Origin of the sequence: Lactobacillus sp. N54.MGS-719, assembly GCF_000980505.1 — a bacterium.
GTDB lineage: Bacteria > Bacillota > Bacilli > Lactobacillales > Lactobacillaceae > Lactobacillus > Lactobacillus amylovorus.
Genome location: NZ_LARO01000005.1, coordinates 37,413 through 61,686, shown reverse-complemented (window position 1 = coordinate 61,686; position 24,274 = coordinate 37,413). Strand labels below are relative to the sequence as shown.

Annotated in this window: 22 protein-coding genes and 1 pseudogene; 4 read left to right on the top strand and 19 right to left on the bottom strand. The window is 38.0% G+C overall.

Translation table 11 applies throughout. The annotated features are described in order from the left end of the window. The 10 genes and pseudogenes from WS44_RS01900 to WS44_RS01855 all read right to left on the bottom strand — a co-directional run bounded on the left by WS44_RS01900 (position 1) and on the right by WS44_RS01855 (position 12,235). Positions 1-1,116, bottom strand: coding sequence for a helix-turn-helix domain-containing protein (locus WS44_RS01900; protein ID WP_046432755.1), 1,116 nt, complete (start codon positions 1,114-1,116; stop codon positions 1-3). Positions 1,117-1,183: 67 nt separating this feature from the next. Further along, on the bottom strand, positions 1,184-1,912 hold the full coding sequence (locus WS44_RS01895; RefSeq protein WP_013437467.1) for an SDR family oxidoreductase: 729 nt from the start codon (positions 1,910-1,912) through the stop codon (positions 1,184-1,186). A 6-nt stretch (positions 1,913-1,918) separates the two neighbouring features. Further along, complete coding sequence (locus tag WS44_RS01890; protein WP_046432752.1) at positions 1,919-3,169, bottom strand: pitrilysin family protein; 1,251 nt, start codon at positions 3,167-3,169, stop codon at positions 1,919-1,921. After that, positions 3,166-4,380 carry an insulinase family protein gene (locus WS44_RS01885; RefSeq protein ID WP_046432749.1) on the bottom strand — a complete coding sequence of 405 codons (1,215 nt, stop codon included), beginning with the start codon at positions 4,378-4,380 and terminating at the stop codon, positions 3,166-3,168. Before WS44_RS01885 ends, WS44_RS01890 begins: the two co-directional genes overlap by 4 nt. Beyond that, entirely contained in the window at positions 4,367-6,802 is a 2,436-nt protein-coding gene (locus WS44_RS01880; RefSeq protein ID WP_013641652.1) for a DNA translocase FtsK, read from the bottom strand. Before WS44_RS01880 ends, WS44_RS01885 begins: the two co-directional genes overlap by 14 nt. Positions 6,803-6,822: 20 nt before the next feature. Further along, positions 6,823-7,212, bottom strand: a complete 390-nt coding sequence (locus WS44_RS01875; RefSeq protein WP_013437463.1) for a DUF1149 family protein — start codon at positions 7,210-7,212, stop codon at positions 6,823-6,825. Further along, positions 7,212-7,772: a tRNA (cytidine(34)-2'-O)-methyltransferase gene (locus WS44_RS01870; RefSeq protein WP_013437462.1), complete on the bottom strand. Its 561-nt coding sequence runs from the start codon at positions 7,770-7,772 to the stop codon at positions 7,212-7,214. Before WS44_RS01870 ends, WS44_RS01875 begins: the two co-directional genes overlap by 1 nt. A gap of 51 nt (positions 7,773-7,823) precedes the next feature. After that, entirely contained in the window at positions 7,824-9,026 is a 1,203-nt protein-coding gene (locus tag WS44_RS01865; protein ID WP_046432747.1) for an AI-2E family transporter, read from the bottom strand. 16 nt (positions 9,027-9,042) lie between these two features. Further along, a complete protein-coding gene (locus WS44_RS01860; protein ID WP_046432745.1) occupies positions 9,043-9,423 on the bottom strand; it encodes a PTS glucitol/sorbitol transporter subunit IIA in 381 nt (126 codons plus the stop codon). 80 nt (positions 9,424-9,503) lie between these two features. Further along, a pseudogene (locus WS44_RS01855) lies at positions 9,504-12,235 on the bottom strand (cation-transporting P-type ATPase). Positions 12,236-12,399: 164 nt separating this feature from the next. Here WS44_RS01855 and WS44_RS01850 point away from each other — a divergent pair. Beyond that, entirely contained in the window at positions 12,400-13,428 is a 1,029-nt protein-coding gene (locus WS44_RS01850; protein WP_046432744.1) for a lactonase family protein, read from the top strand. 92 nt (positions 13,429-13,520) lie between these two features. Continuing rightward, entirely contained in the window at positions 13,521-14,213 is a 693-nt protein-coding gene (locus tag WS44_RS01845; RefSeq protein WP_013437457.1) for a VTT domain-containing protein, read from the top strand. Positions 14,214-14,250: 37 nt separating this feature from the next. On the opposite strand, the gene WS44_RS01840 is transcribed toward WS44_RS01845, so the two are convergent. The 4 genes from WS44_RS01840 to WS44_RS01825 form a co-directional block, all read right to left on the bottom strand. Further along, complete coding sequence (locus tag WS44_RS01840) at positions 14,251-16,026, bottom strand: oleate hydratase (RefSeq protein WP_013437456.1); 1,776 nt, start codon at positions 16,024-16,026, stop codon at positions 14,251-14,253. 104 nt (positions 16,027-16,130) lie between these two features. After that, positions 16,131-17,036, bottom strand: coding sequence for an RluA family pseudouridine synthase (locus WS44_RS01835; protein WP_014565671.1), 906 nt, complete (start codon positions 17,034-17,036; stop codon positions 16,131-16,133). Further along, positions 17,029-17,829, bottom strand: coding sequence for an NAD kinase (locus WS44_RS01830; RefSeq protein ID WP_046432741.1), 801 nt, complete (start codon positions 17,827-17,829; stop codon positions 17,029-17,031). Before WS44_RS01830 ends, WS44_RS01835 begins: the two co-directional genes overlap by 8 nt. Further along, entirely contained in the window at positions 17,826-18,458 is a 633-nt protein-coding gene (locus tag WS44_RS01825; RefSeq protein WP_013437453.1) for a GTP pyrophosphokinase family protein, read from the bottom strand. Before WS44_RS01825 ends, WS44_RS01830 begins: the two co-directional genes overlap by 4 nt. Positions 18,459-18,531: 73 nt before the next feature. Between WS44_RS01825 and WS44_RS01820 the strand changes: the two genes are divergently transcribed. Next, positions 18,532-19,140: a CYTH domain-containing protein gene (locus WS44_RS01820; protein ID WP_046432738.1), complete on the top strand. Its 609-nt coding sequence runs from the start codon at positions 18,532-18,534 to the stop codon at positions 19,138-19,140. Between the two features lie 85 nt (positions 19,141-19,225). Continuing rightward, entirely contained in the window at positions 19,226-19,843 is a 618-nt protein-coding gene (locus tag WS44_RS01815) for a DsbA family protein (RefSeq protein ID WP_013437451.1), read from the top strand. Here WS44_RS01815 and WS44_RS01810 read toward each other — a convergent pair. The 5 genes from WS44_RS01810 to WS44_RS01790 all read right to left on the bottom strand — a co-directional run bounded on the left by WS44_RS01810 (position 19,840) and on the right by WS44_RS01790 (position 24,251). Beyond that, on the bottom strand, positions 19,840-20,700 hold the full coding sequence (locus WS44_RS01810; RefSeq protein WP_013437450.1) for a competence protein CoiA family protein: 861 nt from the start codon (positions 20,698-20,700) through the stop codon (positions 19,840-19,842). The two genes, WS44_RS01815 and WS44_RS01810, sit on opposite strands and share 4 nt — an antisense overlap. A gap of 76 nt (positions 20,701-20,776) precedes the next feature. After that, on the bottom strand, positions 20,777-21,523 hold the full coding sequence (locus tag WS44_RS01805) for an adaptor protein MecA (protein ID WP_046432735.1): 747 nt from the start codon (positions 21,521-21,523) through the stop codon (positions 20,777-20,779). A 94-nt stretch (positions 21,524-21,617) separates the two neighbouring features. After that, entirely contained in the window at positions 21,618-22,016 is a 399-nt protein-coding gene (gene spxA / locus WS44_RS01800; RefSeq protein WP_013641647.1) for a transcriptional regulator SpxA, read from the bottom strand. A gap of 235 nt (positions 22,017-22,251) precedes the next feature. After that, positions 22,252-23,985: a phosphoenolpyruvate--protein phosphotransferase gene (ptsP, locus tag WS44_RS01795; RefSeq protein ID WP_046432732.1), complete on the bottom strand. Its 1,734-nt coding sequence runs from the start codon at positions 23,983-23,985 to the stop codon at positions 22,252-22,254. Further along, positions 23,985-24,251 carry a phosphocarrier protein HPr gene (locus tag WS44_RS01790; protein ID WP_005718606.1) on the bottom strand — a complete coding sequence of 89 codons (267 nt, stop codon included), beginning with the start codon at positions 24,249-24,251 and terminating at the stop codon, positions 23,985-23,987. The genes ptsP and WS44_RS01790 overlap by 1 nt, the downstream gene beginning before the upstream one ends. Between the last annotated feature and the right edge of the window lie 23 nt (positions 24,252-24,274).

Sequence of the window (24,274 nt, the reverse complement as noted above, 5' to 3'; positions counted from 1 at the left end):
TTAATTACCATTGTTTCCGTTGTCGCCACCGCTGTTGTTACCACCAGCGTTACCTTGGGTAGTAGTTGATGATTGCGCAGCAGATGATTGTTGTGTTTGTCTGCTTTGTTCATTAGCTTGACTACTTTGAGTAGTTGATGATTGCGTACGGCTACTTTGAGTTTCAGTTCTACTAGTAGTGGTTGTGCTACTTTGAGTTTGGCTGCTTTGAGTATTTGAACCACCGTTGTTAGTAGAATTGTTATCGTTTGTGTTGTTTGAATCGTTTTGGGTATTAGAATTGTGTGAAGTTCTCTTAGCCTTACCAATCAACAAAGTAATGGTACGGTATGCATTGTTTGGTGCATAAGGAATCTTCTTGCCACCGATGGTAATTGAAGTACCATTGTCGTTACCTAAAGTTACTACTACTCGTTGTACATTAGATGGGAGAGCCACAGTATGCTTTTGCTTAGCGATTAAAGTTGATTGCCAAGTAGTGTTGCCGTCAGTAGATACGCTGGCAGAAATATTTTGAGTTGAGCCTGCACGAACAACTAAACGACGGTTATTCTTCAAACCAGTAACACGGTATTCGTTATCACTGATCTTCTTAACCCTAACTTGACTTACAGCCACCTTCTTAGCTGGCTTCTTTGATGAAGAAGATGATGATTTTTGTGATGAAACAGTTACACCACTATTATCTGCTTCATTTTGTTGACCACCAGATGATAAGCGTGCATATAAGACATATACAACCAAGATTACGATAATAACACCAAGGCCGATCGCAATCCGTGGCAAGTAATTCTTCCACAGATTCTTCTTATTATCAGTAGTCTCACGTACTTCTTCACTCTTATTGTCAATCGAGTTTTCTACGTATTCATCCGGCTTGGATTCAGGAATATCTTCATGATAGTCGCTAAGAAGTTCCTTACCATCTAAGCCAACAACTTGAGCATATTGTCTAATAAATGCTCTAACGTAAAAATCACCTGGAAGCTTATCAAATTCATTGTTTTCAATTGCTTCAAGATATCTGCTTTGAATCTTAGTTGCCTTTTCGATATCTTGAATTGAAAGTCCTTTAGCCTCTCTGGCGCTCTTTAATTTATCTCCGATGTCTGCCATATTTACCTCTTCAAAATTAAGTTTAACAAATTGAGTATACCATAAAAATTCACTTGCAACGTCTTAGTTATAAAAGCCAGCCGCCAGTTACATAAATAGTTTGTCCTGTTAAGTAGCCGCTACGCTTATTTAACAAAGTCGTTACCCAATATGAAATATCATTTGCTTTAGCCCAACGCCCCATAGGAATCTCATCTTGTACTTCCTGAATCGTATCTTCAGAAAAGATGGCATTCATGTTAGTTTTAACGGCACCTGGAGCAATCACGTTAACCGTTAAATTATTAGATGCGACTTCACGAGCATATGCCTGGGCAAAACGCGTTAACCCGCCTTTAGTTGCGCTATAAACAGCCTCAAGCGCACTGCCTGCGCCGCCATAAACGGATCCTAGATAAACTATCCGACTATAGTCTTGCCGCATTAATTGCGATTCTAACAGTTTAGTCAGTTTTATCGGTACAGTAAGGTTTACATTGATTAACTTAGTAATGTTATCAAGTGTTTCATCGCCTAAAAAACCGTACTTGGTAATTCCTTGAGCAAAGACAGCTGCATTTACTGGCAAAAGCTTTTTTACAAAGTCTGCCAGCTCAGCATCACTTGATGCAAAATCCAATTTAATTGGTAAAAAATCTTGACTAGGATATTTAGCAAATAACTCTTTGCCTAGGTCCAATGCCGTTTGCTCATGTGAATTGTAGTGCAAGTAGAGCGACCAGCCTTCAGCGGCTAAATCTCGGCAAATCTCTTGCCCGATTCCACCGGTTGCACCAAACACAATTGCTCGCTTCATTCAATATCACTCCCTATCAGGATCTAAATAAGCTGAACAAATTGTACTATCTTTCATCAATTGTTTGCATAACTGATTAAATTCGTCAAAGCCCATTACTTGTAGCTTTCTCAAATTCAAATCCAAATTTTCATGATCCAGATTTTCCTCAATCATTTCAATTGCCAAAGATGAAAGATCATTCATTGTCCTAACAGTACGTGCTAACCATTCTTCTTTTTGCAAAGCGAAATTCTTCTCAAGAAAATGATATTCTTCAGAATTCTTAGCTACTGGCTTAGTCAACTCTCGCTTTATTTCTTGAATTGCTTTGTCAGCTTGTTGGCTTACACCAAAAATGGTCGTAAAATCGCCCTGTCTAGTGTAATTAACTGAGATTTGAAGCGGATTGGTCAATATTTGTTTATCTCGCATCTCTTCAAACCAAGTTCCCATCACACTTAATTTTGATTCTAACATTATTTCAAGCAGAATTTGAGTCAAATCAAAACTTGATAATACTTTTTTAAAGTTTTCAAAACGAATACCAATTCCGAACGCTCTAGAATTTCCCTTTACAGGCAAAACGATGTCCTTCATTTCACCCACGGGTGCTTCTTTTTGATCTAGTTCTACCTTAGCAGCTTGGAAGTATTTTTCTTGTAATTTTCCAACTTGTCTCAAGATCGTCTTAACTTGGTTATCTGAGAAATCGCCACATGCAATAAACTGCATTTTTGCTGGGACATAATTCTTACTATAAGCATCAGTTAAATTACTTTTATTTACGCTAGCAATTGATTTTTCTGTACCAACTACCTCGACGCCTAAGTTAGAATGACCAAACATCTCAGTCATAATGGCATTATTGAGGCCCCAAATAGGATCGTTTTTATACATTGCCAGCTCTTGCGTAATAATTGGTTCTTCCTTAGCGATGTTTTGCTTGGTGAAATATGGCTGGCCAACTAGTTCAAACAACAGATCAATCATTTTAGGCGTATGGTCAATGCCGCTGCAATAAAACATTGTTTCATTGAACGAAGTAAAGGCATTTACATCTGCACCGATTTCTTCAAATTTATGAGAAATGTCACCATCTTTTTTAGCAAATAACTTATGCTCTAAAAAATGGGCTGAACCGGCAACTTTTTGTGGATCACTGCTACCAAAATCAATAATAATGCCAAAAAAACGTTGATAAAAATGCGGTTTTAAAATCACTTCGGCCTTAAAGCCTGATTTATATTCTCTTTTAATTATCTTAGGTATGATCATTTTAAAATATAGCTTTCATTAAAGAATAGATTTTTAACAAAATCGACTAATTGATGAGACGTTGCTCGTTTAATTGCAGCTGCACGATCAAAATTCGTATACTCAGGAAATAGTGCACTGCGCAGGGCCTGTCCTAACTGCCAGTTTTGTCCGTCTAAGCCAATCTTAGTGTTACGCTCAAGCGATTTTTTAGACTTCTTAAACAAAGCCTCATCAATCTCTCCATCTGCTATCCGTTGCATTTCATTAAATACGATTCGTTTAGCATCTTCGATTTTAGCCGGATCAAGTCCAGCATTTATCAAAAACAAATTGTTATTAGCAAAACTATTTGCTTCTACATCATAAGCTGCGCCTAGTTCTTCACGAATTTGATTAAATAGCTTTGAAGATTGATCACCAGCTAAATATTGACTTAATAGTAAACCGGCAATTTGACCTTGATACGTGATTTTTTGCTTAAAACCAAAGCCCATTAATAATTGTGCTTGAGCATTATCTTGCTCTTCCGTCTTTTCAAGTGGATTATTTTCTGCCGGAATAGTTAAATCGTCTACCTCAAATTGTTTGATAATGCCGGCGCCTCTAAAGTATTGGTTAACCAATTTGGTTAATTGATTATTGTCGCGGGCCATGCCTAGTACTGCCATGGGCACGTCGCGCAAGCTGCTAACAAAATTGTTCATTTCGTCTAAGCCAGCATCTTTGATTTCTTGAATTGGCCCCATAAAGTTTTCCGCATAATCAGGGTGATCTCGATACCATAATTTAAAGAAACGATCGATGGCATAATTAGCTGGCTGTTCCATTAGTTCATTATAATCTTCTTCCAGCTGGCGCTTTGCATAAGCAAGTAGATTTTGATTATATGAAGGCGACTTAATGATTTGACTAAGCGTCTCAATTATTTCGTCATATGTATAATCCGGATCAAGAATTTCAGCTGGTTCTACAAAATTAGCATAATAAGTAAGAATGATCTCTTTACCAAAAAGCTGTGGTAATACATCAAATTGCAGATCATACAGCTGGGCCAACTTCTGTTGCTGAGTAGCAATCGTTGGATAAGCCAATGAAGTGTTCATCTGCAAGCGTGCAAGCAAACTAGAAAAGGCAAGATTATGACTAGTAAGTGGCAAACGCAAAAAACAGCCCACTACGGCTGTTGTAAATTTTTTATTTTTTCTAATTTCAATATTAGTTGTTAGCATTGTTTGAGTTACCTTCATTCTTTACTGGTGGCACCAATACTTGGCGCGGCTTTGATCCCTCTGATGGGCCAACGATTCCTTTGGCTTCCATCTCATCAACGATTCTAGCCGCACGGTTATAGCCTATTCTAAAGCGTCTTTGCAACATTGATACACTGGCAGTTTGCTGACGACGAACCAAATCGACAGCTTGATTATAGAACTCATCTTCTGGTTCGTCATTATTGCCTACATCATTTGATGTACTCTCACCTTTTTTAGGAATCATTGTTTCATCGTAATCGACTTTTTGCTGTTTCTTAACCCAATCAATCACGCGTTCAACTTCATCACTAGCAATATAAGCTCCTTGAACACGTTCAGGTTTGGAAGCACCAATTGGCATATAAAGCATATCACCACGACCCAGTAGTTTCTCCGCACCAGTTTGATCCAAAATAGTTCTTGAATCTACACCACTGGAAACGGCAAATGAAATACGTGATGGGACGTTGGCCTTAATTAAACCAGTAATAACATCAACACTAGGACGCTGAGTAGCCAAGATCATATGAATTCCGGCAGCACGGGCCATCTGACCTAAACGAACGATTGCTCCTTCAACATCGTGGCCACCCACCATCATCAAATCACTAAGTTCGTCAACCACGACCAAAATATAAGGCAATGGTTTCATAGCTGGCTTAGTTTTATCCTGGTTGTTTTCAGCAACTTTGCGGTTGTACTCATCCATATTTCTAACGCCGCCAGCAGCGAATAATTTATATCTGCGCTCCATCTCTTTAACGACTTTGCGTAAAGCGTTAGAAGCTAGTTTAGCGTCCGTTACGACTGGAATCAGCAGATGAGGTACGCCATTATAAACCGACAATTCTACCATTTTAGGATCGATTAAAACCAGCTTAACCTCTTCTGGTCTAGCCTTCATCAAAATGCTGGCTAAAATCGTGTTAATCGCTACAGACTTACCTGACCCAGTAGAACCGGCAATCAGCAAGTGCGGCATTTTAGTTAAATTAGCTGAAATGATGCTTCCTGTAACATCCTTACCCAAAGGCACATCCATTGGAACTTTTTTAGCCTTTTTATCTTGATGTTCCATTACATCTTTAAAGGATACTACGGAAGTTGCTCGGTTAGGAACTTCGATACCAATAAAAGGTTTGCCTGGAATAGGCGCTTCAATTCTGATATCTTTAGCTGCTAAAGCAAGGGCTAAATCATCTGCCAAGTTAACGATTCGACTAACTTTTACACCAACGGCAGGCTGAACTTCATACCGCGTAATTGTTGGTCCTAAAATAGCCTTTTTAATGATAACTTTGACGCCAAAACTCTTAAACGTAGATTGCAAGATCTGCGTATTTTTCTTGATCAAATCACGATCAGCACTTTGGTCGGTCGACTTAATTGGATCAAGCAAGCTAAGCGGCGGCATTTTATATGCCTTATTAACGGGTTCGTTTGTCTTGAGTTCCCCATGATCTACCTGGCCTAATTCTTGCTCTAATTTTTTATCTTCATCGGCAAATGAATGAGATTTAGGCAAATCCTTTTCAGCCTCACCGTGTTGAGGGGCAATTTGAATCTGCGGTTCTGGCTCTGGTTCGGGTTCAGGAGCAACATCTTGTACAGCTGGCGTAGTATCTTCCGTGTTCTCCTTTTCATCGTCATCATCAGGATCAAAATCAGCTACGTCAGGAAAGATTGGCTTATCTGGATCGGCAGGCTCATCTTCTTTTTTGGCTAAATGCGCCTGCTTTCTCTTTTCAATGGCATCCCCATACTTATCCTTTAATTTGGCTCCGGCTTCTTTATTTCTCTGAATAAAGAGTTGACTGATCGATTGAAACTTCTCAATAATCGTTCTGAACTTAACGTCAAAGAACATGAGAACACCGATCGGCAAAAGCAGCACGGCAAAAACGTTGATGCCGATTTGCCCAAGCAATGGATAAAAAATTTGATAGCCTAATGCACCTACAAAACCGCCCCCGACGCTTTCAGTTACGCCAGCTCGGCCAAATTCTGCAGACATTGCATGCCAAAATGAGTTCAAAAAACCGCTATTAACCAGTTCATGTTCAAAGTATAAATTGCTTTGTAATAGCAGCACCCCAATAAAAGTTAAACTCAGACCAATAGAACGCTTAACGGTTAAATGAATCGGCTGATTATAAATCAAGTTTACTAGGCCAAATAATGCCAATAAGCCGCTTGCAAACAGATATGAGTCACCAAAAAGCATACGAATCACATTAGCAATTTGCTTGCCTAAAATGCCGAACCTCATAAACGCCAAAACTGATACTAAAATTAGTACCAGTCCTACAATGCTCCAATTTAAGCTCTGCTTTTTAGCCTTGCTTTTATTATATTTTCTTTTAGTTTTTATCTTTCTCTTTTTCCTTTTTACAGGCATGTACTCACCTTAATTAGTGACTAAAAGTTGGCCTTGAAGTTCAAGTTGACAGGTTTATCGAATGTAACTTGCGTAACTTCGTAAGTCAAAGTTTCAATATATTCAACTAGTGGTCTGCTAAGTAATTGCCAGTCAGCGTTATCAATATCAGAACCATCACCGTGATAATCCTTAATTTGAACAATTTGGTGAATTGCTCCGCTTACTTCGAATTCAACTGGTTCAGGAATTACGTCAAAGAAGACAGCAACATCGTAGTAGCTACCATTTTCTTCTGAGTGTTCATCATCACCACTGACGTCTAATTTTCTGATTCCTGGGTTAACTTCACTCTTAGCTTTGGCATTTTCGTCAGTTAAATCATAGTGAAATGATTGTACTGTTACGGGTGTTTGTTTTTCAAAATCCATTATTTATTTTCTCCTAAATTACGTTCATATCTTTCTGGACGGTCATAATCGTCTTTTAACTTATCATTCTCATAGTGGTGGGTTGTTTCCATGTTTGGAAAGCCTTGTTGACGAAGTGCTTCAAGCAAAACCATGGCCACTGAATTGGATAAATTATAGCAACGAATATTATCAGACATTGGAATTCTTAAATTGCGGTCGTAATATTCACGCATAAATGTCTCAGGTAAACCAGTAGTTTCCTTACCAAAAACAAAGTAATAATTCTTATTCTTATCAGTGTAATCCACTTGAGAATAATTCTTTGATGAGAACTTAGAAATAAGATACATTTCATCGTCTGGACCCAATGTCTTTAAAAATGCATTTAAGTCATCGTGCATATGCACTTCAACTTTATCCCAATAGTCTAGCCCTGCACGCTTCATCTTTTTATTATCAATTTGAAAGCCTAATGGTTCAATCAAATCTAAGACAGTGTTTGTACCAGCACAGGTACGTGCAATATTACCAGTATTTGCTGGCATTAATGGTTCATATAAAACTACGTGATTTGTCATTCAAACAGCTCCTTAATCAAAAAAGCGTAGCTTTTAAGCCACGCTTTAAAACTATTTAGCAGTATTTTTCGTTGTTTTATCTGCATCCCCCGTGGTTAAAGAAGCAGCATCCGTTTCGCTAAAAATTTCAGATTCTCTTCGATAATAATTGTACACGCGAGACACAATAATCTTCAAGATTGCATAAATTGGAATTCCAAAAATTACGCCCCAAAGTCCCCAAACGGAACTTGCACCGATCAAAAGCAAGATCGTAGTAACAGGGTGCATGGCCATCTTGTTGCCCATCACCAATGGACTCAAAACTCTTGTTTCAATTGTTTGTTCAATTACAAAGACAACTAAAACTTTAACCAGCATTGAGCCAGAAGTCATGATCGCAATTACGATTACCGGAATCAAAGCAATCGGCGTACCAAAGTATGGAATCAAGTTTAAGAAACCAGCTAAGATTGCTAGTGCTGCCCCATAAGGCAAGCCAACAACTGAATAACCAATTGCAAACATTACGCCAACCCAGAAGGCAACAGTAATCTGACCACGAATATATGATGCTAATGCATAGTTGATGTCATAAAGCAATTTGCTGAAACTAGGTTGCCATTTCTCTGGTGCGAATTTTGTAATGTATGGACGAAGCTGGTGACCGTCTTTTAACATGAAGAACAAAATAAACGGTGCAGTGATTAAAGTCATCACGACCATCGTAATAATACTTACGGCAGATGAAATATTGCCTAAAGTAGTGTTAATCGCACTTTGACCTGACTTAAATAAAGTCTTCTGCGTATTGTCGATCATGTTTTTAATGCTGCCTCTTACGGGATGCAAACGCGGATCACTCAAGGCATTCTGCGTTGCATTAACAGCATCATCCCAAATATGCGGCCAATTCTTAATCAAAGAATTGATCTGGTTTTGAACAATAGGTACCAAAATATTGATAATCCAAATCAGGACAACAATTACGAATAAGAACAGAACAACAATTGTTAATACTCTCGGTACCCTCGCCTTTTTCTCCAGCCAATCAACCAAGGGATTCATAATATAGTACTGAATAACCGCCAATAATAGTGGTGGCAAAACCGCACTAAAGAAAACCCATGCTGGATTTAGGACAAATGATATCTTGTTGAAAACCCAGATAATCAACAAGAACAATAAGATGTTTAATAAAACAATGCTAAAACGGTTATTTAAAAACCATTTTTTAAATACTGTTCCGCCCCTATGATTTCGTTTATAATCCATCTACCTGTCCTAATTATTAAATGTGCTCGTAAACAATGTCATCGTCTACCTTAAAGTTAGGCATTGGTTGAGCAACATCTGGATCAAAGTAAACAGCATTAGCCAATGGAGCCTTTGATACTGGACGGTTAAAGAATAAAGTAGCGTGACCCAAGGCCTTCATGTTGCTTTCAACCATTGGACCTACATAATTTGCTACATAGGTTTGACCATCAACAGTAATGGTGTCGCCCTTCTTAAAAACAAAGCCGCTAACTGGGGTGCTTTCATCAAACTTTTGGATGACTGAAACGTCTTCCAATTCCTTGTTAGCACCTTCGCCAAATAAAATTACCATGCCGTCTTTGTTATCGACAGCTTTTTTACCAATCTTTTTAATAGTTGAAATCCACTTCATATTAATTCTCTCCTTAAAAATAATTTTAGCATAAGAAAAGCTGCTTAAAAACTTAGGCGGCCCAAAACAAGCGAATATTTTTAATTATTTTTCTTATGGTACATTAACCATTTTCTTGCTTCTTCTAGAAGTACTAATGGGATTGGCAATAAGAACAAGAATAGCCAATCTGAAGCGAATAATGGCGTCGTATTAAACAACTGACGAATGCCTGGAGTTACCGTCAATACAAAGAACAAGCAGATTTCAAAGATAATACCGTACCAGATGTTCTTATTGCTAAACAAGCCCTTCTTGAAGACAGAAGTCTTATCAGTACGACAGTTCAAAACGTTAGCAATCTGAGTAAAGACAATCGTACCTAAAACCATTGTCGTAGCACGCATATAAACTGAACCACTTGCAGCTAAAGCTTTGGTTGGCCAACCATTTTGCCAGTTAACAAAGAAGTATGCTCCAGTTGAAATCAGACTTGATAACAAACCGTACCAGCAGAATGATTTAATCATTACGCTCTTGTTTAACAGGTGCTCGCTGCGCTTACGTGGCGGCTGATTTATAATATCTGGGTCAGCAGCTTCAGCACCTAATCCTAATGCAGGAAGCATATCGGTACCTAAGTCAACGGTTAAAATTTGCATAACTGTCATTGGCAAAGGAATAAGACCAGCTGAGAACAAGAACAAAACTGATGGCACAGCTTCTGGCACATTTGAAGTCAAAATGTAAGTCAAGAACTTACGAATATTACTATAAACAGCACGGCCTTCTTCAATAGCAGCCACGATTAAAGCAAAGTTATCATCTGTCAGAATCATATTAGCTGCTTCTTTAGCTACGGCCGTACCAGTTTGGCCCATCGCAATACCAATATCGGCTTGCTTCAAGGCTGGTGCATCGTTAACCCCGTCACCAGTTGAAGCAACGACTTCGCCATTAGCCTGATAGTTCTTAACAATCCGGTATTTTTGTTCAGGTGCTACTCTGGCAAAAAATTACTTCGCCCTTCAGAGCCTTACGCAACTCATCATCGTTCATCTTTTCAAGTTCGTTTCCTGAAATAACGCGAGCTTTATCTGAAGTTAAACCAATTTGAACCGCAACTGATTTAGCAGTCAACTTAGAGTCACTAGTTACCATGATGATTCTAATCTTAGCTTGGTGACAACGTTTAACAGCATCATAAATTTCTGGACGAGGTGGGTCACTCATTGTAGTCAAACCAACAAAGATTAAATGACTTTCTGCCTCATCAATTGGCATCTTGTTAATATCTACATCACGATCAATTACACGATAAGCTAATGCCATACTACGCAAGCCACGTGAAGCATATTCGGCATTTGCTTTTTTAGCACGAAGACGATCATCATCGGTCATTTCACGAACCTTACCATCAACCTGAATACGATCACATTGCTTAATCGTGTCACTAAATGACCCCTTAGTGAAAATAATGTATTGTGTATCATTCCAACGGTGAATCGTTGACATTCTCTTACGATCAGAATCAAATGGCAATTCACGCAAACGTGGGTATTTAACCAAAACTTTTTGCTTATCAAAACCGGCTTTTTCAGCCATGATGATCAATGAAGCTTCTGTTGGCGTACCCAAGATCTTTGGCTTGCCGCCATCTTTAGCGGGTTGAACAGAAGTGTCATTGTCCAAAGCTGCAATTTGAACTAATTTATGCAAATCTGGATTTTCTTCATACCACAATTGCTTATTGTTTAGTTTAATTTGCCCATTATTCACATAGCCATTGCCTGTTACATGATATTCGTTGCTTGGTGTCCAAATATAGTGAATAGTCATTTGATTTTGAGTCAACGTACCCGTTTTATCTGAACAAATAACTGTCGTCTCACCCAAGGTTTCTACGGAATTTAGCTCCTTGACCCAAGCGTGTTTTTTGGCCATTCTTCTTACTCCTTGAGCCAGACTCAGCGTTACCGTAGGCAACAATCCTTCGCAACGATCATCCCTAAGGCAAGGATAAAAGCCTTAGCGAAAGGATACTTAACAAAGAAAATTGCCGCGATTAAGAAAATGACACCGATCGTAATCGCAATAATTGAAATTTGCTTGGTCAAACGATTAAGTTCAGCCGTTAATGGACTAGTCGTCTTAGTTTGCTTTTGTGTTAAACTAGCGATTCGACCAAACTCGGTGTTCATCCCTGTCGCAAAGGCAATTGCTCGTGCAGTACCGGCACCAACGGTAGTACCTGAATACACCAAGTTGCTTTCCGCATAACTGCCTTCACCAGGATCATATTTAGTAGTCTTGGATTCTGGTACTGATTCACCATTCAATGCACTTTGATCGACTTGCATTGAACTTGCCGAAATAATTCTGGCATCCGCTAGGATTGAATTACCTGCCTGCAGGACAAACACATCCCCCGGAACCAGCTTTTTACTATCAATCTGTATTTTTTTACCGTCACGAATTACATCAACATAAGTTGGATGCATGTTATTCAGCACATCTGTGGCTTTCTTAGCAGCACGTTCCTGCCAAAAACTAAACAAACCATTGATGACATTAACTAACCAAATAGCAATACCTAATTCAACTGTACCTGAAATGATGGCAATCAGCCTTGAAATCCAAAGCGAAATTTCCATTGTACTAATAAAGTTTTAAAAAATGTTTTCCATTCAGATTCTGCAGCAGCCTTTTTAATGGTATTTTCACCATATTTATTCAGTCGCCTGTCAGCTTCTTCTGACGTTAAACCATCAGCAGAGGAATGTAGATTGTCAAAAACGTCTTTAATATCAGTTTGAGCATATAGTTCACGGATCTTTTTTCGTCCATTCTACATACGCCTCCTAACAAAAATTATTCGCTTACACTTATAGTTCTAACTGTATCACTTTTTATTCGAAATAGTCATAATCAGGCCTCCATTTCCCATGGTATACTTGTTTTAGTTAATATTTCTTTATATCAAAATGGAGGCCATATATGAAGGTTTTAATCGGAGGATATACTAAAAAAACTTCAAAAGGAATTTACGAATTGCCCTTTACTGGTGAAAATAACGATGCTCGTTTAGGCAAGGCTGAAAACATTGTCAGCGTTGGCGGACCTACTTATTTCCAAAAAGATAGCGATTTAATTTTTGCAATCAATAATGCCGGTGACAAGGGCGGCATTAGCGTTTTTAAAGTAAATGAAGGCGGCTCAAACGAAGTTGATCGCTACTTAACATCTGGCTCTTCACCAGCTTACGTAGGCATCAACCGTGATAAGAAATTGCTTTACACTGCTAACTACCACACCGCAGTTCTATCAGTATTTCATTATAATGACAGTGGCAAGCTTGACTTGATCACTACCACTACCCACAAGCCTGAAAGCTTAGGCCCTCGTCCAGAACAAGCAGATGGTCCTCACCCACACTTCTTCGACGAAACTCCTGCCGGCAATTTAGTTTGCTGCGACTTGGGCAATGATACCGTTGATTTTTATCGCCTTGAAAATAATGAATTAAAGCACTTGGCACAATACAAAAACGAAGCTGGTTTTGGCGATCGTCACATCGTATTTTCTAAAGATGGCAACTACTTCTACGTTGTTGGTGAACTTTCTAGCAAGATTAATGTAGTTAAATTCAACGAAAACACCTGGGACTTCGAAGATATTGCTACTTACAAGACTATTCCAGACGACTTTACCGACCATAACGGTGCTGCTGCCGTTTACATCAGTAACGATGGCAAATACATTTATGTTTCTAACCGCGGCCACAACTCAATCGTCGTCTTCAAAGTAAGCGATAATCATACTTTGAGCTTAGTTCAACGCGTTTCAACTTTTGGCGACTTCCCACGTGACTTCAACTGGGACGAAAGCGAAAAATACCTAGTAGCAGCAAACCAAAATTCTGATAACGCAACTCTTTATTTGAGAAACGGCGGTACTGGAACTTTAACCCCTATTCAAAAAGATATCGAAGTGCCTGAAGGTACCCGCGTTTTATTCACTAAATAATTTTTTCAAGCTATGGCAAAAGCGTCATAGCTTTTTTATTGTCAAAAATTAAAGTAGAATAGAGTTAAAGACTATGTATAGAAGGTGACGAAGTGAAACGAAAAATTATTCGTATTAGTTTATTTATTTTAGGCGGCATATTAGGTTTGCTTCTTTTATATAAACTGTATTTAAGCTACCTGCCTGAATTAAGATTATTGACTAACTTTGATCACCACAATGAAGAGCTGCTAGTAAAAATGGTCCGTAGCCATGGTATTGAAGATCTAGCTTTTCTATTCGTTTTAAACGCTATTTGCGTAGCCATTCCTGGTTTATCCAATGGTATCTTCTGTGTGTTAAACGGTATTTTGTACGGACCGGCATTTGGCTTTATTATTAATTGGATCAGTGATATCTTAGGTCAGATCATTCTGATGGAACTATTGCGGAAATTATATGATCTGAGAAACATCTCGCACAGCAAGATTTATAAATTGCTAACGACACAAAAATATCCAATGATTGCTTTAACGATTGGTTATCTGATTCCATTCATCCCGAGTGCGACGGTTAGTTATGTCAATGTCATGATTAACAAAAAACAATTCAAGAAGCAAATCATTCCAATTATCATTGGTGTTGCCCCATTTGCTTATATTTACGCCTACGGTGGCGACTCCATCCTGCACTTAGACAGCAGCCGTATCATCAAGGCCGTGATCATGTTTATCGTCATTGCTTTGATTGCCGCAGTAATTTTATTAATCATGAAAAGTCTTAAAAAGCACGCAAAAAAAGCTTGAGCATCGCTCAAGCTTTTTATTTATGGTTTATTTCAAATTAAATCAAGTTAGCTTCCTTGAGTAATTCTTCAACCCAAGTTCTCTTGATCTTCTTCATCCCGGTCTTCACAGCTAATTTTTCAGGAAGTGGCATGTCTTGATCAACCAACTTCTTCTTGTCTGACATGTAGTACATAGCACGAAGAAGTTGACGAATGTCGTAGATTGAGTCAAATACTTCTGGAACACCACGATCAACGTTAAGAAGTGTGTAGACAGCTTCCATAGCAGTTCTTACTGAGTATTCAGTGGTGAAGACAGTATCTCTGGTTGGTGATTCAGCGAAGTTACCAATGAAGGCAATGTTTACAGAACCATCTGGAACAACAGCTGGACGGTCACCATCATGACGAGGCATGAAGTAACTAGTGATGTATGGCATGTAAACAGGAACAGTGTTCATATTTTCTTCACTAGCCATTTCACTAATTTGACTTTCTGGAACACCTAAGTGGTACAAAAGCTCTTCTGCAATTTCCTTACCAGTACAGTCAACAACTCTCTTCTTGATGTAGTTACCTTCAGTGTCTGAGTAAAGTGCGTAGATCCAAACAACAATTTGGTTTGGCTTTTGACTCTTGAAGTGTGGTTGACGGTGAATGGTGAAGCTAAGTTCCCAGTTAGAGTCAACAATAGTGATAATACCACCAGTGTTAACCTTGCCATCGTACAAGCTACGCTTAGTCAAACGTTCAAAGTATGGGGCAAGCTTCTTGTTTTCCAAAGTTGCCGTCGCAGAAACAAACCAACTACGTTCTGGAATGTTTTCACAGAAGACATCTGGGTGACCAAATTCAGGATCTTGTTTGGCCAAGTTTTCCCATAACTTCCAAGAACTACCCTTAGCGTGAGTAATTGGAGCTGGGGTATTTTGGTTACCATAAGTTGAACTTTCAGTAATTGAACCATTGGTAATGAAGACAATGTCATCTGGAGTTAATGGAATTTCAGTTTCCTTACCGTTTTGGGTCATAATGATCTTCTTAGCAATCTTTTCATTGCCTTCGTGATCTACCTCGACGTTTTGTACATGGCAATCATATTCAAATTGAACGCCATGATCTTTAAGATAAGCAAGAAGTGGTTTAACCATTGATTCATATTGGTTGTACTTATTGAACTTCAAAGCAGTGAAGTCTGGCAAACCATCAATGTGGTGGATAAAACGCATTGCATAACGACGCATTTCAGCTACTGAGTGCCATTTTTCAAAGGCAAACATAGTTGACCAGTATGACCAGAAGTTAGTCTTAAAGAAGTCATCGCTGAAGAATTCTTCAATTGTTTCTCCTTCAAGTTCCTTTTCAGGGGTCATGATCAATTTAACAATTTCGTTAGCGCATTTGCCCAAACCATATTGACCATCACTTGGTAAACGATCACCACGGTTGTAAATCAAACGACAATTTGATGAGTTAGGGTCTTCTTTATCAAGCCAGTAGTATTCGTCAAGGTATGATGCACCTGGAATTTCCAAACTTGGAATTGAACGATACATATCCCACAAACATTCAAAGTGGTTTTCCATTTCACGTCCACCACGAACAACGAATCCGGCATTTGGACGATCAGCACCGTCAAGTGAACCACCTGCTACAGGAAGTTCTTCTAAGACATGAATACGTTCGCCCTTCATTTGGGCATCACGTACTAAGAATACTGCTGCAGAAAGACCAGCCAATCCACTACCAATAATGTAAGCAGACTTTTTATCTACACCTTCAGGCTTTTTAGGATCTGCGAAGGCTTCATAATTACCATTGGAATAATACATAAAGATGTCCTCTTTTCTGTACACGAATAGTTTTATATTACACTTCTAATTTTAAAGAAAACGTTTTCTTTATGCAAGCTTTTTAGTAGTGAATTCTAATAGCTTTAGAATTTTTTATTAATTAGCTTTTGCCAGAGATTTTGCATATCACTTGGATCAGAAATTTCAACGGTTTTATCTTTTTCGCTATTAACAGGATCAGGAAAGCTTAAATAAAAACAGTTTAAAGCCTGACGGGAAAAAGAATCCTTTACTCCATATAATTGATCGCCATAAAGGGGATGACCTAAATAGGCCATATGAACACGGATTTGATGCGTTCTACCAGTTAATAAGCGCAATTCCACTAGACTAGCTCCCGGCACTTGTTTAAGCACCTTGTACTCTGTCTGAGCAGATTTACCATCTGGAATTACCCCTCGTTTTACACCTGAATCGATTTTGCCAATTGGTTCATCAATTAAACCAGTTAATTCAGTAGATTCAAAGTTGCCATGCACAATCGCATGATATTTTTTGATAAATCGCTCTTTGCCAATCTTACTAAAACGGGCATGGGCTACAGCATTTTTACCGACCAGCACTAAACCTGACGTATCACGATCTAGCCTAGTAATTACGTGCGGCTTTAAATCTTTTGCTCCCTTGCGAGTAAAATAGCCCATCAAACGATTAACGATGGCATCATTATCCTCATAGCGTGATGGAATTGACAACACACCTGCTGGTTTATTCAAAATAATATAATTCTTCGTTTCTAAAACTGGCTCTACCGGATTATTAGACGGCTTTAAAAAATCATTTTTCTTTTCTTCGCCAGTCACAAAAATCACTTCATCATTCGTTTTCAAGTGAAAGCTGGTATATCGTCTTTTATGATTGACCAAAATTAAGCCATTATTGTATCGAGCATGTTTCAATGCTTGATGTGAAAATCCTTTTTTTAACAAAAAAGAGCCCAATTTTTTTGGGTCTCTTTCTTGCACAATTAGTTTAAATAAACTAGTCATTCTTGCTATCTCCAATAAATGCATCTTGTACACGTGACCAAAAATGATGGTGGCCAAAACGATCAAATTGAATTGAATGATGTGAAATACGATATTCAATCTTCTTGGCATTTCTAACATCAATTCTGGCCCCGTCTACTGTCATTACAAAGTGATCTGCGTTAGGAACAATTGTAATCCATTGATCAGGTGCAATCACGATTGGAGCAGACAATGTTCTAAACACACGGTTGTTGATTGAAGCAATTTCTGTCATTTGCAGTGCTTTTAAGCGAGGATGGATAACCGCACCACCTAGCGACTTGCTGTAAGCAGTCGAACCTGTAGGAGTTGAAACACAGAGGCCGTCACCACGGAAGTTTTCAAACAATTCATCGTTGATATAAACATCAGCTTCCAGCGTATGCGATACTCTTTTAACGGCAGATTCATTGACTGCTAGATGATAACGCGTTTCACCAGATTCCGTTAGCATCTTAATTTCAAGCAATGGATATTTAGCAACTTCGCCATCAGTTAACAGCAATGCGTCAACCATTTTATCGACATCATAATTACGCCAATCAGTATAAAAGCCTAGGTGCCCTGTGTGAACACCAACAAAGCGCACAGAATCAACTTGATTTTCATAACGATGAAAAGCGTTGATCAGTGTCCCGTCTCCTCCAACACTAATTACCACATCCGGATATTTAGCATCAAAAATGACGCCTTTTTCTTTAAGCAATTTTTTCAAATAGGCCACTGTTTGCAGCGTCTTATCATAGTTATTATGCGCAATTGTTACTTTCATGATTTTTCCTTACCCTTGTTTTTGGTAAAAATCTTTTGAGCTTCTTGGACCTCATCCTTAATTGATGACATTTCTTCATCAAGCTTATAAGCAGCTTCAGCGGTAGACTTTAGTCTCTTAGAAATATCGTCTGGATAAACACCCTTGTATTTATAATTCAAAGTATGCTCAACAGTAGCCCAGAAATTCATTGCTAAAGTTCTGATTTGAATTTCTGCAATTAAAGTCTTAGGACCCTCTGGCAAATATACCGTGTAGTTAATTACCATATGGTAGGAACGATAACCTGAAGGCTTGGCATTTTGAATGTAATCACGCTCTTCAACTACCTCCATGTCATCGCGAGCATGAATCAAATCAACTACCTTGTAGATATCATCCACAAACTGAGTAACGATTCGAATTCCGGCAATATCTTGCATGTCAGTCTCAATTACATCAGGACTGATTACTCTTCGAGTCATTTTTTCTTTAATTGAATCTACTGTTTTTACTCTACCAATTACAAATTCAATTGGTGAATGTTCTCCCCTAGTTAAAAAGCCTTGTCTAAGGGAACGAAATTTAACCTTTAATTCGCGAACTGCTTCATTATAAGGCCACAAGAAAGTATCCCAATCTATGTCCATGAGAAAACATCCCTTTCTTAGCAAACAATATAATTTTAACATATAATTAAGTCATAAGTTTGGAGGAAAAATTATGAGTAAAAATCGTGAAATCGAAGCAAAAACGTTATTATCACAAGATGTCTATCAAAAAATCGTCAATAGTTTTCCCATTAGAGCAGATTTTGTTCAGGAAAATTATTATTTTGATACGCCAGACGACTTGTTAAAAGATCATCGCATCAGCCTCAGAATTAGAATTTACGCTGATCATGCGGAACAAACAATGAAGGTGCCTGACCTTAATCCTGTCCAAAAGAAATTCCATGAAGTTATCGAAATCAACGACAATTTAACTCATGACCAAGCCAAAAAGCTAGTTGCACAAGAACACGTTGATTTTCAAGGCAACATTGGAGACTACCTTGACCAACACTTCTCTGACCAAAAAGAGCAACTACAACTTTTCACTTGGAGTAAAACCCGTCGTATTTTAATGAACGGCCTACAAAATTGTGAACTAACTTTAGATGCTACATCTTATCCTGATGGCTATCAAGATTTTGAATTGGAAATTGAAAACACCGATCCGGCTTTAATCAAACAAGTGCAAACTGAACTTGAGCATGATTATGGCTTTAAGCAAACAAAAGCCAACACTAATCAAAATAAAATTGCCCGCGCAAGCGCTCACAGAAAATAGTATATAGAAAATAAAGCATATTTTTTGTCACTGATTTTTTTTCTTGCTAAAGTAACAATGAATAAACCACAAAGAGGTCGAGAGTATGTTTGAGATTTTTCTATTCATCAATCCAATAGGGATTTACTGTTTTGATACAGAAAAACTAATTCGCAATACTGTTGATGAATTAGGGATTGATGTTTGCTACCACTACGTTCCCATTGCTAATGTTTGTTTAGTTAAAGATGATATGATTCGCAGACGCCAAGATGGCCAAAAATCATCGGATATCAGCAGTATTTCTACTGCAACTTACGAAGCTTTGCGCAACTACCATGCTATTAAATTAAGCTATGGCAACAAGAAGGCACGCAGATATTTATACGAATTGCAAAAACATCTAAGTAAAGATGCTTCAGTATATACACCGGAATTGTTCCAAAAAATCATCGACAAGTTGAACATTAAAGCGTCAACGATTAATGCCATTAAACAGGGAGATTATCTAAAAGCCTCAATTGAAGACGATCAAAAACTAGCCAACCAATGGAACGTTAAATCTACGCCAACCATCGTTTTATTTGATGAAAATGATGATCAAAACGGCGTGCTATTGGATGGCCCAGTTAGTCAACAAGATTTGGTTACCCTACTAATGCCGGGCTGTGAAAAAGACTTTTCCGATTTTCTACCCTTACAAAATCACTTGCGTCTCATCTAATTAAGACGCTTTTTTTGTAGGTAATTGATTAATACATTCTCATCTCCAGGATTGCGATATTTAATAAAGATACTATTAGGTAAATCCTCTAAGCTTAATTTCTGTTGATAAAGCAGCTCTGCTACTTTTAAACCCAATTTGCTTTTCTGCTTAATCTGACGCTGGACATATTTTCTTTGGTTAACGGGATTGCCCACATACTTTTTCAACTTCGGCCTAAAATTCCAGAACTGTCTAATACCTATTTCATCGAGTACGAAATATTTAGTTTGATAGCGAAGCTTTTTCGTAACTGCTTCTTGCAAAACATTAAATTTTAGACAAAAGCAATTCTTTGCTGGATTAACTTCTAAATAATAGTTACCCCATCTTTTGTTTCTCCTAAAAAAGATCAATTGCGTATGTTTTAAACTGTGCTTTAAATAGTGGAGCTGTCCTACGACCCAAATATCAGTTACGCCAATTTTCTGATATAAAGAATGCCGATGTTTAAATTCAGCATCACTTAACGGTGCACACTGAATTTCGAATGCTAAATTTTCAGCAACTAACACATCTGCTCTAAGCTGACCATCGGCTAGTGGTATTTCTACTGCCGCATCAAATCCCGCAGCAGTTAATGCCGCCTTAAACAGCATTTTTGATTGATGATGTTCTTCTTTTTCACCCATTAAATTAGTGTAACTAGTCAAATGTTTAAAAAAAGCAGATTTTTTCTCCGAAACAATCAGAATTACTTTCTTATTGCAGTGCGGACAACGATATATTTCTTGATTTAATTTCTTTTGTCTTGAATTAACAAGGTAAGCTTCACTTACCGCAAGCACTAATTTTTTATCTAACATGGCTGCATACATATTTTTTCACCCATGTTTTATTACGCAAAAAAGAGACGGATTTTTCTTCCGTCTCTTTTTCTTTATAAATTCTTAATCATTTAGCTTGTTTAAGAAAGTAATAGCGAATATGACCTAAAGCGTCTTGACTCATCAAGCACTTACCAGTTTCTTTAACTGTGTTCATTTCTTCATCATCAATCTTAATGCCGTATTCATTGGCAATTGCCCAAGCATCAGCAGGCTTTAATTCAGCATAATCTTCATCAAGAAAAGCCAATTCCAAATAGTATTGACCACGTTGATAATACAAACTTGAAGCCAAATCGCTCACTCTCAAATTATCAGCTAGTTCAATTACATTGCCTAACTCAGTAAATTGATATGCGTGACGCTTTTGGAACTTCCAATATTCATTATTATTACCAGCTGCACTGACATTAGCTTCATTTTCTTCTTGCGTTAGCGGATCAACTTCGGTATTTAAATCGTCTTTGGGATCAAGATCGAAAAAGCTTCTTCTTGAATCGGAGTCCGCCTGTGTTGAATCACTATCATCGCTCATTGAATCACCCATCATCTTACGCAAATTATTTGCGTCTTCGGGTTGAACTTTAGTAATCATTAAATCAAGGCCGCCATTATTTGGCATTACTTGGAAAGTTACAGGCACACCCTTGGTAAAGGTATGATCTGTATCAACTTCTGCAAGGATTGAGTAAAAGAATTGTTGAATCTTATCTTTATCACCCAAAAGATCAAGGACTTTAAGGCCGCGACGTGCTAATTCTTCCTTATCAATTCTGACCCTAATTGTATTTTTATTAATATGATCTACTTGCACAGGATCTCACCTCCATGAATCATTATAGTATATTGTAGCGTACTTTTTGTCTAAAATAAAAGTGTTAGCATTAACACTAACACTTTCGAAAATTTTATAAATCTGCAATCTTTTGTGCTTCAGCCAATTCTAAGCGACGCACCTTGCGTGGCAAGAATCGACGAATTTCATCTTCATTATAACCTACTTGAAGTCGACGATCATCCATGATGATTGGTCTTCTCAAAAGACTTGGATTCTTTTCTACTAAATCAAGTAACTGATCAATTGATAAATCATCTAAATTGATTTTCAATTGTTGAAAAGCTCTTGAGCGGGTAGAAATGATTTCTTCTGTACCATTTTCGGTCATACGCAAGATTCTCAACAATTCTTTCTTAGTTAATGGCTCAGAAAAGATGTTTCTTTCCTTAAAAGGAATATTGTGCTTTTCAAGCCAAGCTCTGGCTTTACGGCATGAGGTACAACTAGGAGATACATATAAATCTACCATAAAAATCACGCTCCTCAGAACAAATAATTGTATACGTTCTTTAACTTATAACCAGTATAACACACTAACTTCTTTTTTGTAAGTGCCTATTTTATCTTTTATATTAATTTCCTAGTATATCTTAAATAAAAAGCGTGAATTATTTGTGAAGAATTTATTTGTTTTATTTAAAAATTAACAAATAGACACAAAAAAGAGACCAAAACTGGTCTCATTTTGTGATCTAATATGAAAATTACTTGTTAATCTTCTTCATTAAGTCTTCGACTAATTTTTCATTTTCTTCAGCAGTTTCTGAAACGAAGCATGCTTCATTAGCCAATTCCTTAAGATCCTTAGTATCAAACTTCTTCATTAAGCTTCTGATACGTAAGATTGAAGTTGCACTCATTGAGTATTCATCAAGTCCCATTGAAAGTAAGATTGGGAACATGGTATTATCACCGGCAGCTTCACCACACATACCACACCAAATACCATTTTCGTGAGCAGCATCAATAGTGTGCTTGATCAAACGAAGTACTGATGGGTTATATGGTTGGTACAAGTATGATACGTTGTCGTTACCACGGTCAGCAGCCATAGTGTATTGGATCAAGTCGTTAGTACCGATTGAGAAGAAGTCAACTTCCTTAGCGAATTGATCAGCCAAAACAGCAGCTGCAGGAACTTCGATCATCATACCAACTTGTAAGTCATCGCCGACCTTAACGCCCTTTTCGATTAACTTTTGCTTTTCGTCATTCAAAATAGCCTTAGCTTGACGAAGTTCAGCCAATGTACCAATCATTGGGAACATAATACCAAGCTTACCGTATGCTGAAGCACGAAGCAAAGCTCTTAATTGGGTACGGAAGATCTTTTCGTTCTTAAGTGAAAGACGAATAGCACGTACACCTAAGAATGGGTTCATTTCTTCTGGCAAGTCCCAGTAATCTAGGTGCTTGTCACCACCGATATCCATAGTTCTAATGATGACTTGCTTGCCGTTCATGCCTTCGATAACTTTCTTGTAAGCTTCGAATTGATCATCTTCTGTTGGGAAGTCTGAAGAATCCATGTACAAGAATTCAGTTCTGTACAAACCAATGGCTTCAGCACCATTTTCATGTACACCTGGCATGTCATTAGGAGTACCGATATTAGCAGCAATGGTAAATTTCTTACCATCAGCAGTAAGTGAAGGTTCATCCTTCAACTTCTTCCATTCAGCCTTTTGCTTAAGGAAGTCTTCACCCTTCTTCTTGTAGTCTGCAATTTGGTCATCGCTTGGAGCAATGATTGCAGTACCATCAAGACCGTCATCAATTAACATATCGCCGTTCTTAACGTCTTTAGTAATTGAATCAGTACCAACTACGGCTGGTAATTCAAGTGAACGGGCCATAATTGCTGAGTGAGCAGTACGACCACCTACATCAGTAACAAAGCCCTTAACGTACTTCTTGTTAAGTTGAGCAGTGTCACTAGGAGTTAAGTCATGAGCTACAACAATAACTTCATGATCAATTGAAGCTGGGTTTGGTAATTCCTTGCCAAGAAGGTGAGCCATAATACGCTTTGAAACGTCACGTACATCAGCAGCACGTTCTTGCATGTAAGGATTATCAGTCATGCCTTCAAAAATTGAGATGAACTTTTGAGCAGTTTCATCAAGAGCAGCTTCTGCATTAATCTTGGAGTCCTTAATTTCATTCTCAATAGCACCAGTAAATTCTGGGTCATTTAAAATCATTAAGTGAGCTTCAAAAACTTGGGCTTCTTCTTCACCCAAGCTCTTCTTAGCTGTATCACGAATCTTTTCAACTTCAGTAGTTGATTCCTTAATAGCATCCTTGTAACGTAATACTTCTGAATCAACATCACTGATTGAAGATTTTGAGAATGAAAGATCAGGCTCTACAAGAAGATATGCTGGAGCAATGGCAATACCATCACTTGCAGCAATTCCCTTTAAAGTCTTGGTCATTATTCAGCTAAACCTTCTTTTTTCATAGTGTCAGCAATTGCGTCTAATGCGTCCTTTTCGTCGTCACCTTCAGCAGTAATAGTAACGTCTGCGTTTTGGCCAACACCAAGTGACATAACGCCCATGATTGACTTCAAGTTTACTGACTTGCCGTTGTATTCCAAGTTAACATCTGAACCGAACTTTGAAGCAGCTTGTACTAAAAGAGTAGCTGGACGTGCATGAATACCTGTTTCTGCAATAATATGAAAATCGCGTTTTTCCATTATGAATATCTCCTTTAAAATTG

Bases quoted from the DNA above. Each gene is read 5' to 3' on its own strand.
- WS44_RS01900 (WP_046432755.1), bottom strand. From the start codon at position 1,116: ATGGCAGACATCGGAGATAAATTAAAGAGCGCCAGAGAGGCTAAAGGA.
- WS44_RS01895 (WP_013437467.1), bottom strand. From the start codon at position 1,912: ATGAAGCGAGCAATTGTGTTTGGTGCAACCGGTGGAATCGGGCAAGAG.
- WS44_RS01890 (WP_046432752.1), bottom strand. From the start codon at position 3,169: ATGATCATACCTAAGATAATTAAAAGAGAATATAAATCAGGCTTTAAG.
- WS44_RS01885 (WP_046432749.1), bottom strand. From the start codon at position 4,380: ATGCTAACAACTAATATTGAAATTAGAAAAAATAAAAAATTTACAACA.
- WS44_RS01880 (WP_013641652.1), bottom strand. From the start codon at position 6,802: ATGCCTGTAAAAAGGAAAAAGAGAAAGATAAAAACTAAAAGAAAATAT.
- WS44_RS01875 (WP_013437463.1), bottom strand. From the start codon at position 7,212: ATGGATTTTGAAAAACAAACACCCGTAACAGTACAATCATTTCACTAT.
- WS44_RS01870 (WP_013437462.1), bottom strand. From the start codon at position 7,772: ATGACAAATCACGTAGTTTTATATGAACCATTAATGCCAGCAAATACT.
- WS44_RS01865 (WP_046432747.1), bottom strand. From the start codon at position 9,026: ATGGATTATAAACGAAATCATAGGGGCGGAACAGTATTTAAAAAATGG.
- WS44_RS01860 (WP_046432745.1), bottom strand. From the start codon at position 9,423: ATGAAGTGGATTTCAACTATTAAAAAGATTGGTAAAAAAGCTGTCGAT.
- WS44_RS01850 (WP_046432744.1), top strand. From the start codon at position 12,400: ATGAAGGTTTTAATCGGAGGATATACTAAAAAAACTTCAAAAGGAATT.
- WS44_RS01840 (WP_013437456.1), bottom strand. From the start codon at position 16,026: ATGTATTATTCCAATGGTAATTATGAAGCCTTCGCAGATCCTAAAAAG.
- WS44_RS01835 (WP_014565671.1), bottom strand. From the start codon at position 17,036: ATGACTAGTTTATTTAAACTAATTGTGCAAGAAAGAGACCCAAAAAAA.
- WS44_RS01830 (WP_046432741.1), bottom strand. From the start codon at position 17,829: ATGAAAGTAACAATTGCGCATAATAACTATGATAAGACGCTGCAAACA.
- WS44_RS01825 (WP_013437453.1), bottom strand. From the start codon at position 18,458: ATGGACATAGATTGGGATACTTTCTTGTGGCCTTATAATGAAGCAGTT.
- WS44_RS01820 (WP_046432738.1), top strand. From the start codon at position 18,532: ATGAGTAAAAATCGTGAAATCGAAGCAAAAACGTTATTATCACAAGAT.
- WS44_RS01815 (WP_013437451.1), top strand. From the start codon at position 19,226: ATGTTTGAGATTTTTCTATTCATCAATCCAATAGGGATTTACTGTTTT.
- WS44_RS01810 (WP_013437450.1), bottom strand. From the start codon at position 20,700: ATGTATGCAGCCATGTTAGATAAAAAATTAGTGCTTGCGGTAAGTGAA.
- spxA (WP_013641647.1), bottom strand. From the start codon at position 22,016: ATGGTAGATTTATATGTATCTCCTAGTTGTACCTCATGCCGTAAAGCC.
- ptsP (WP_046432732.1), bottom strand. From the start codon at position 23,985: ATGACCAAGACTTTAAAGGGAATTGCTGCAAGTGATGGTATTGCCATT.
- WS44_RS01790 (WP_005718606.1), bottom strand. From the start codon at position 24,251: ATGGAAAAACGCGATTTTCATATTATTGCAGAAACAGGTATTCATGCA.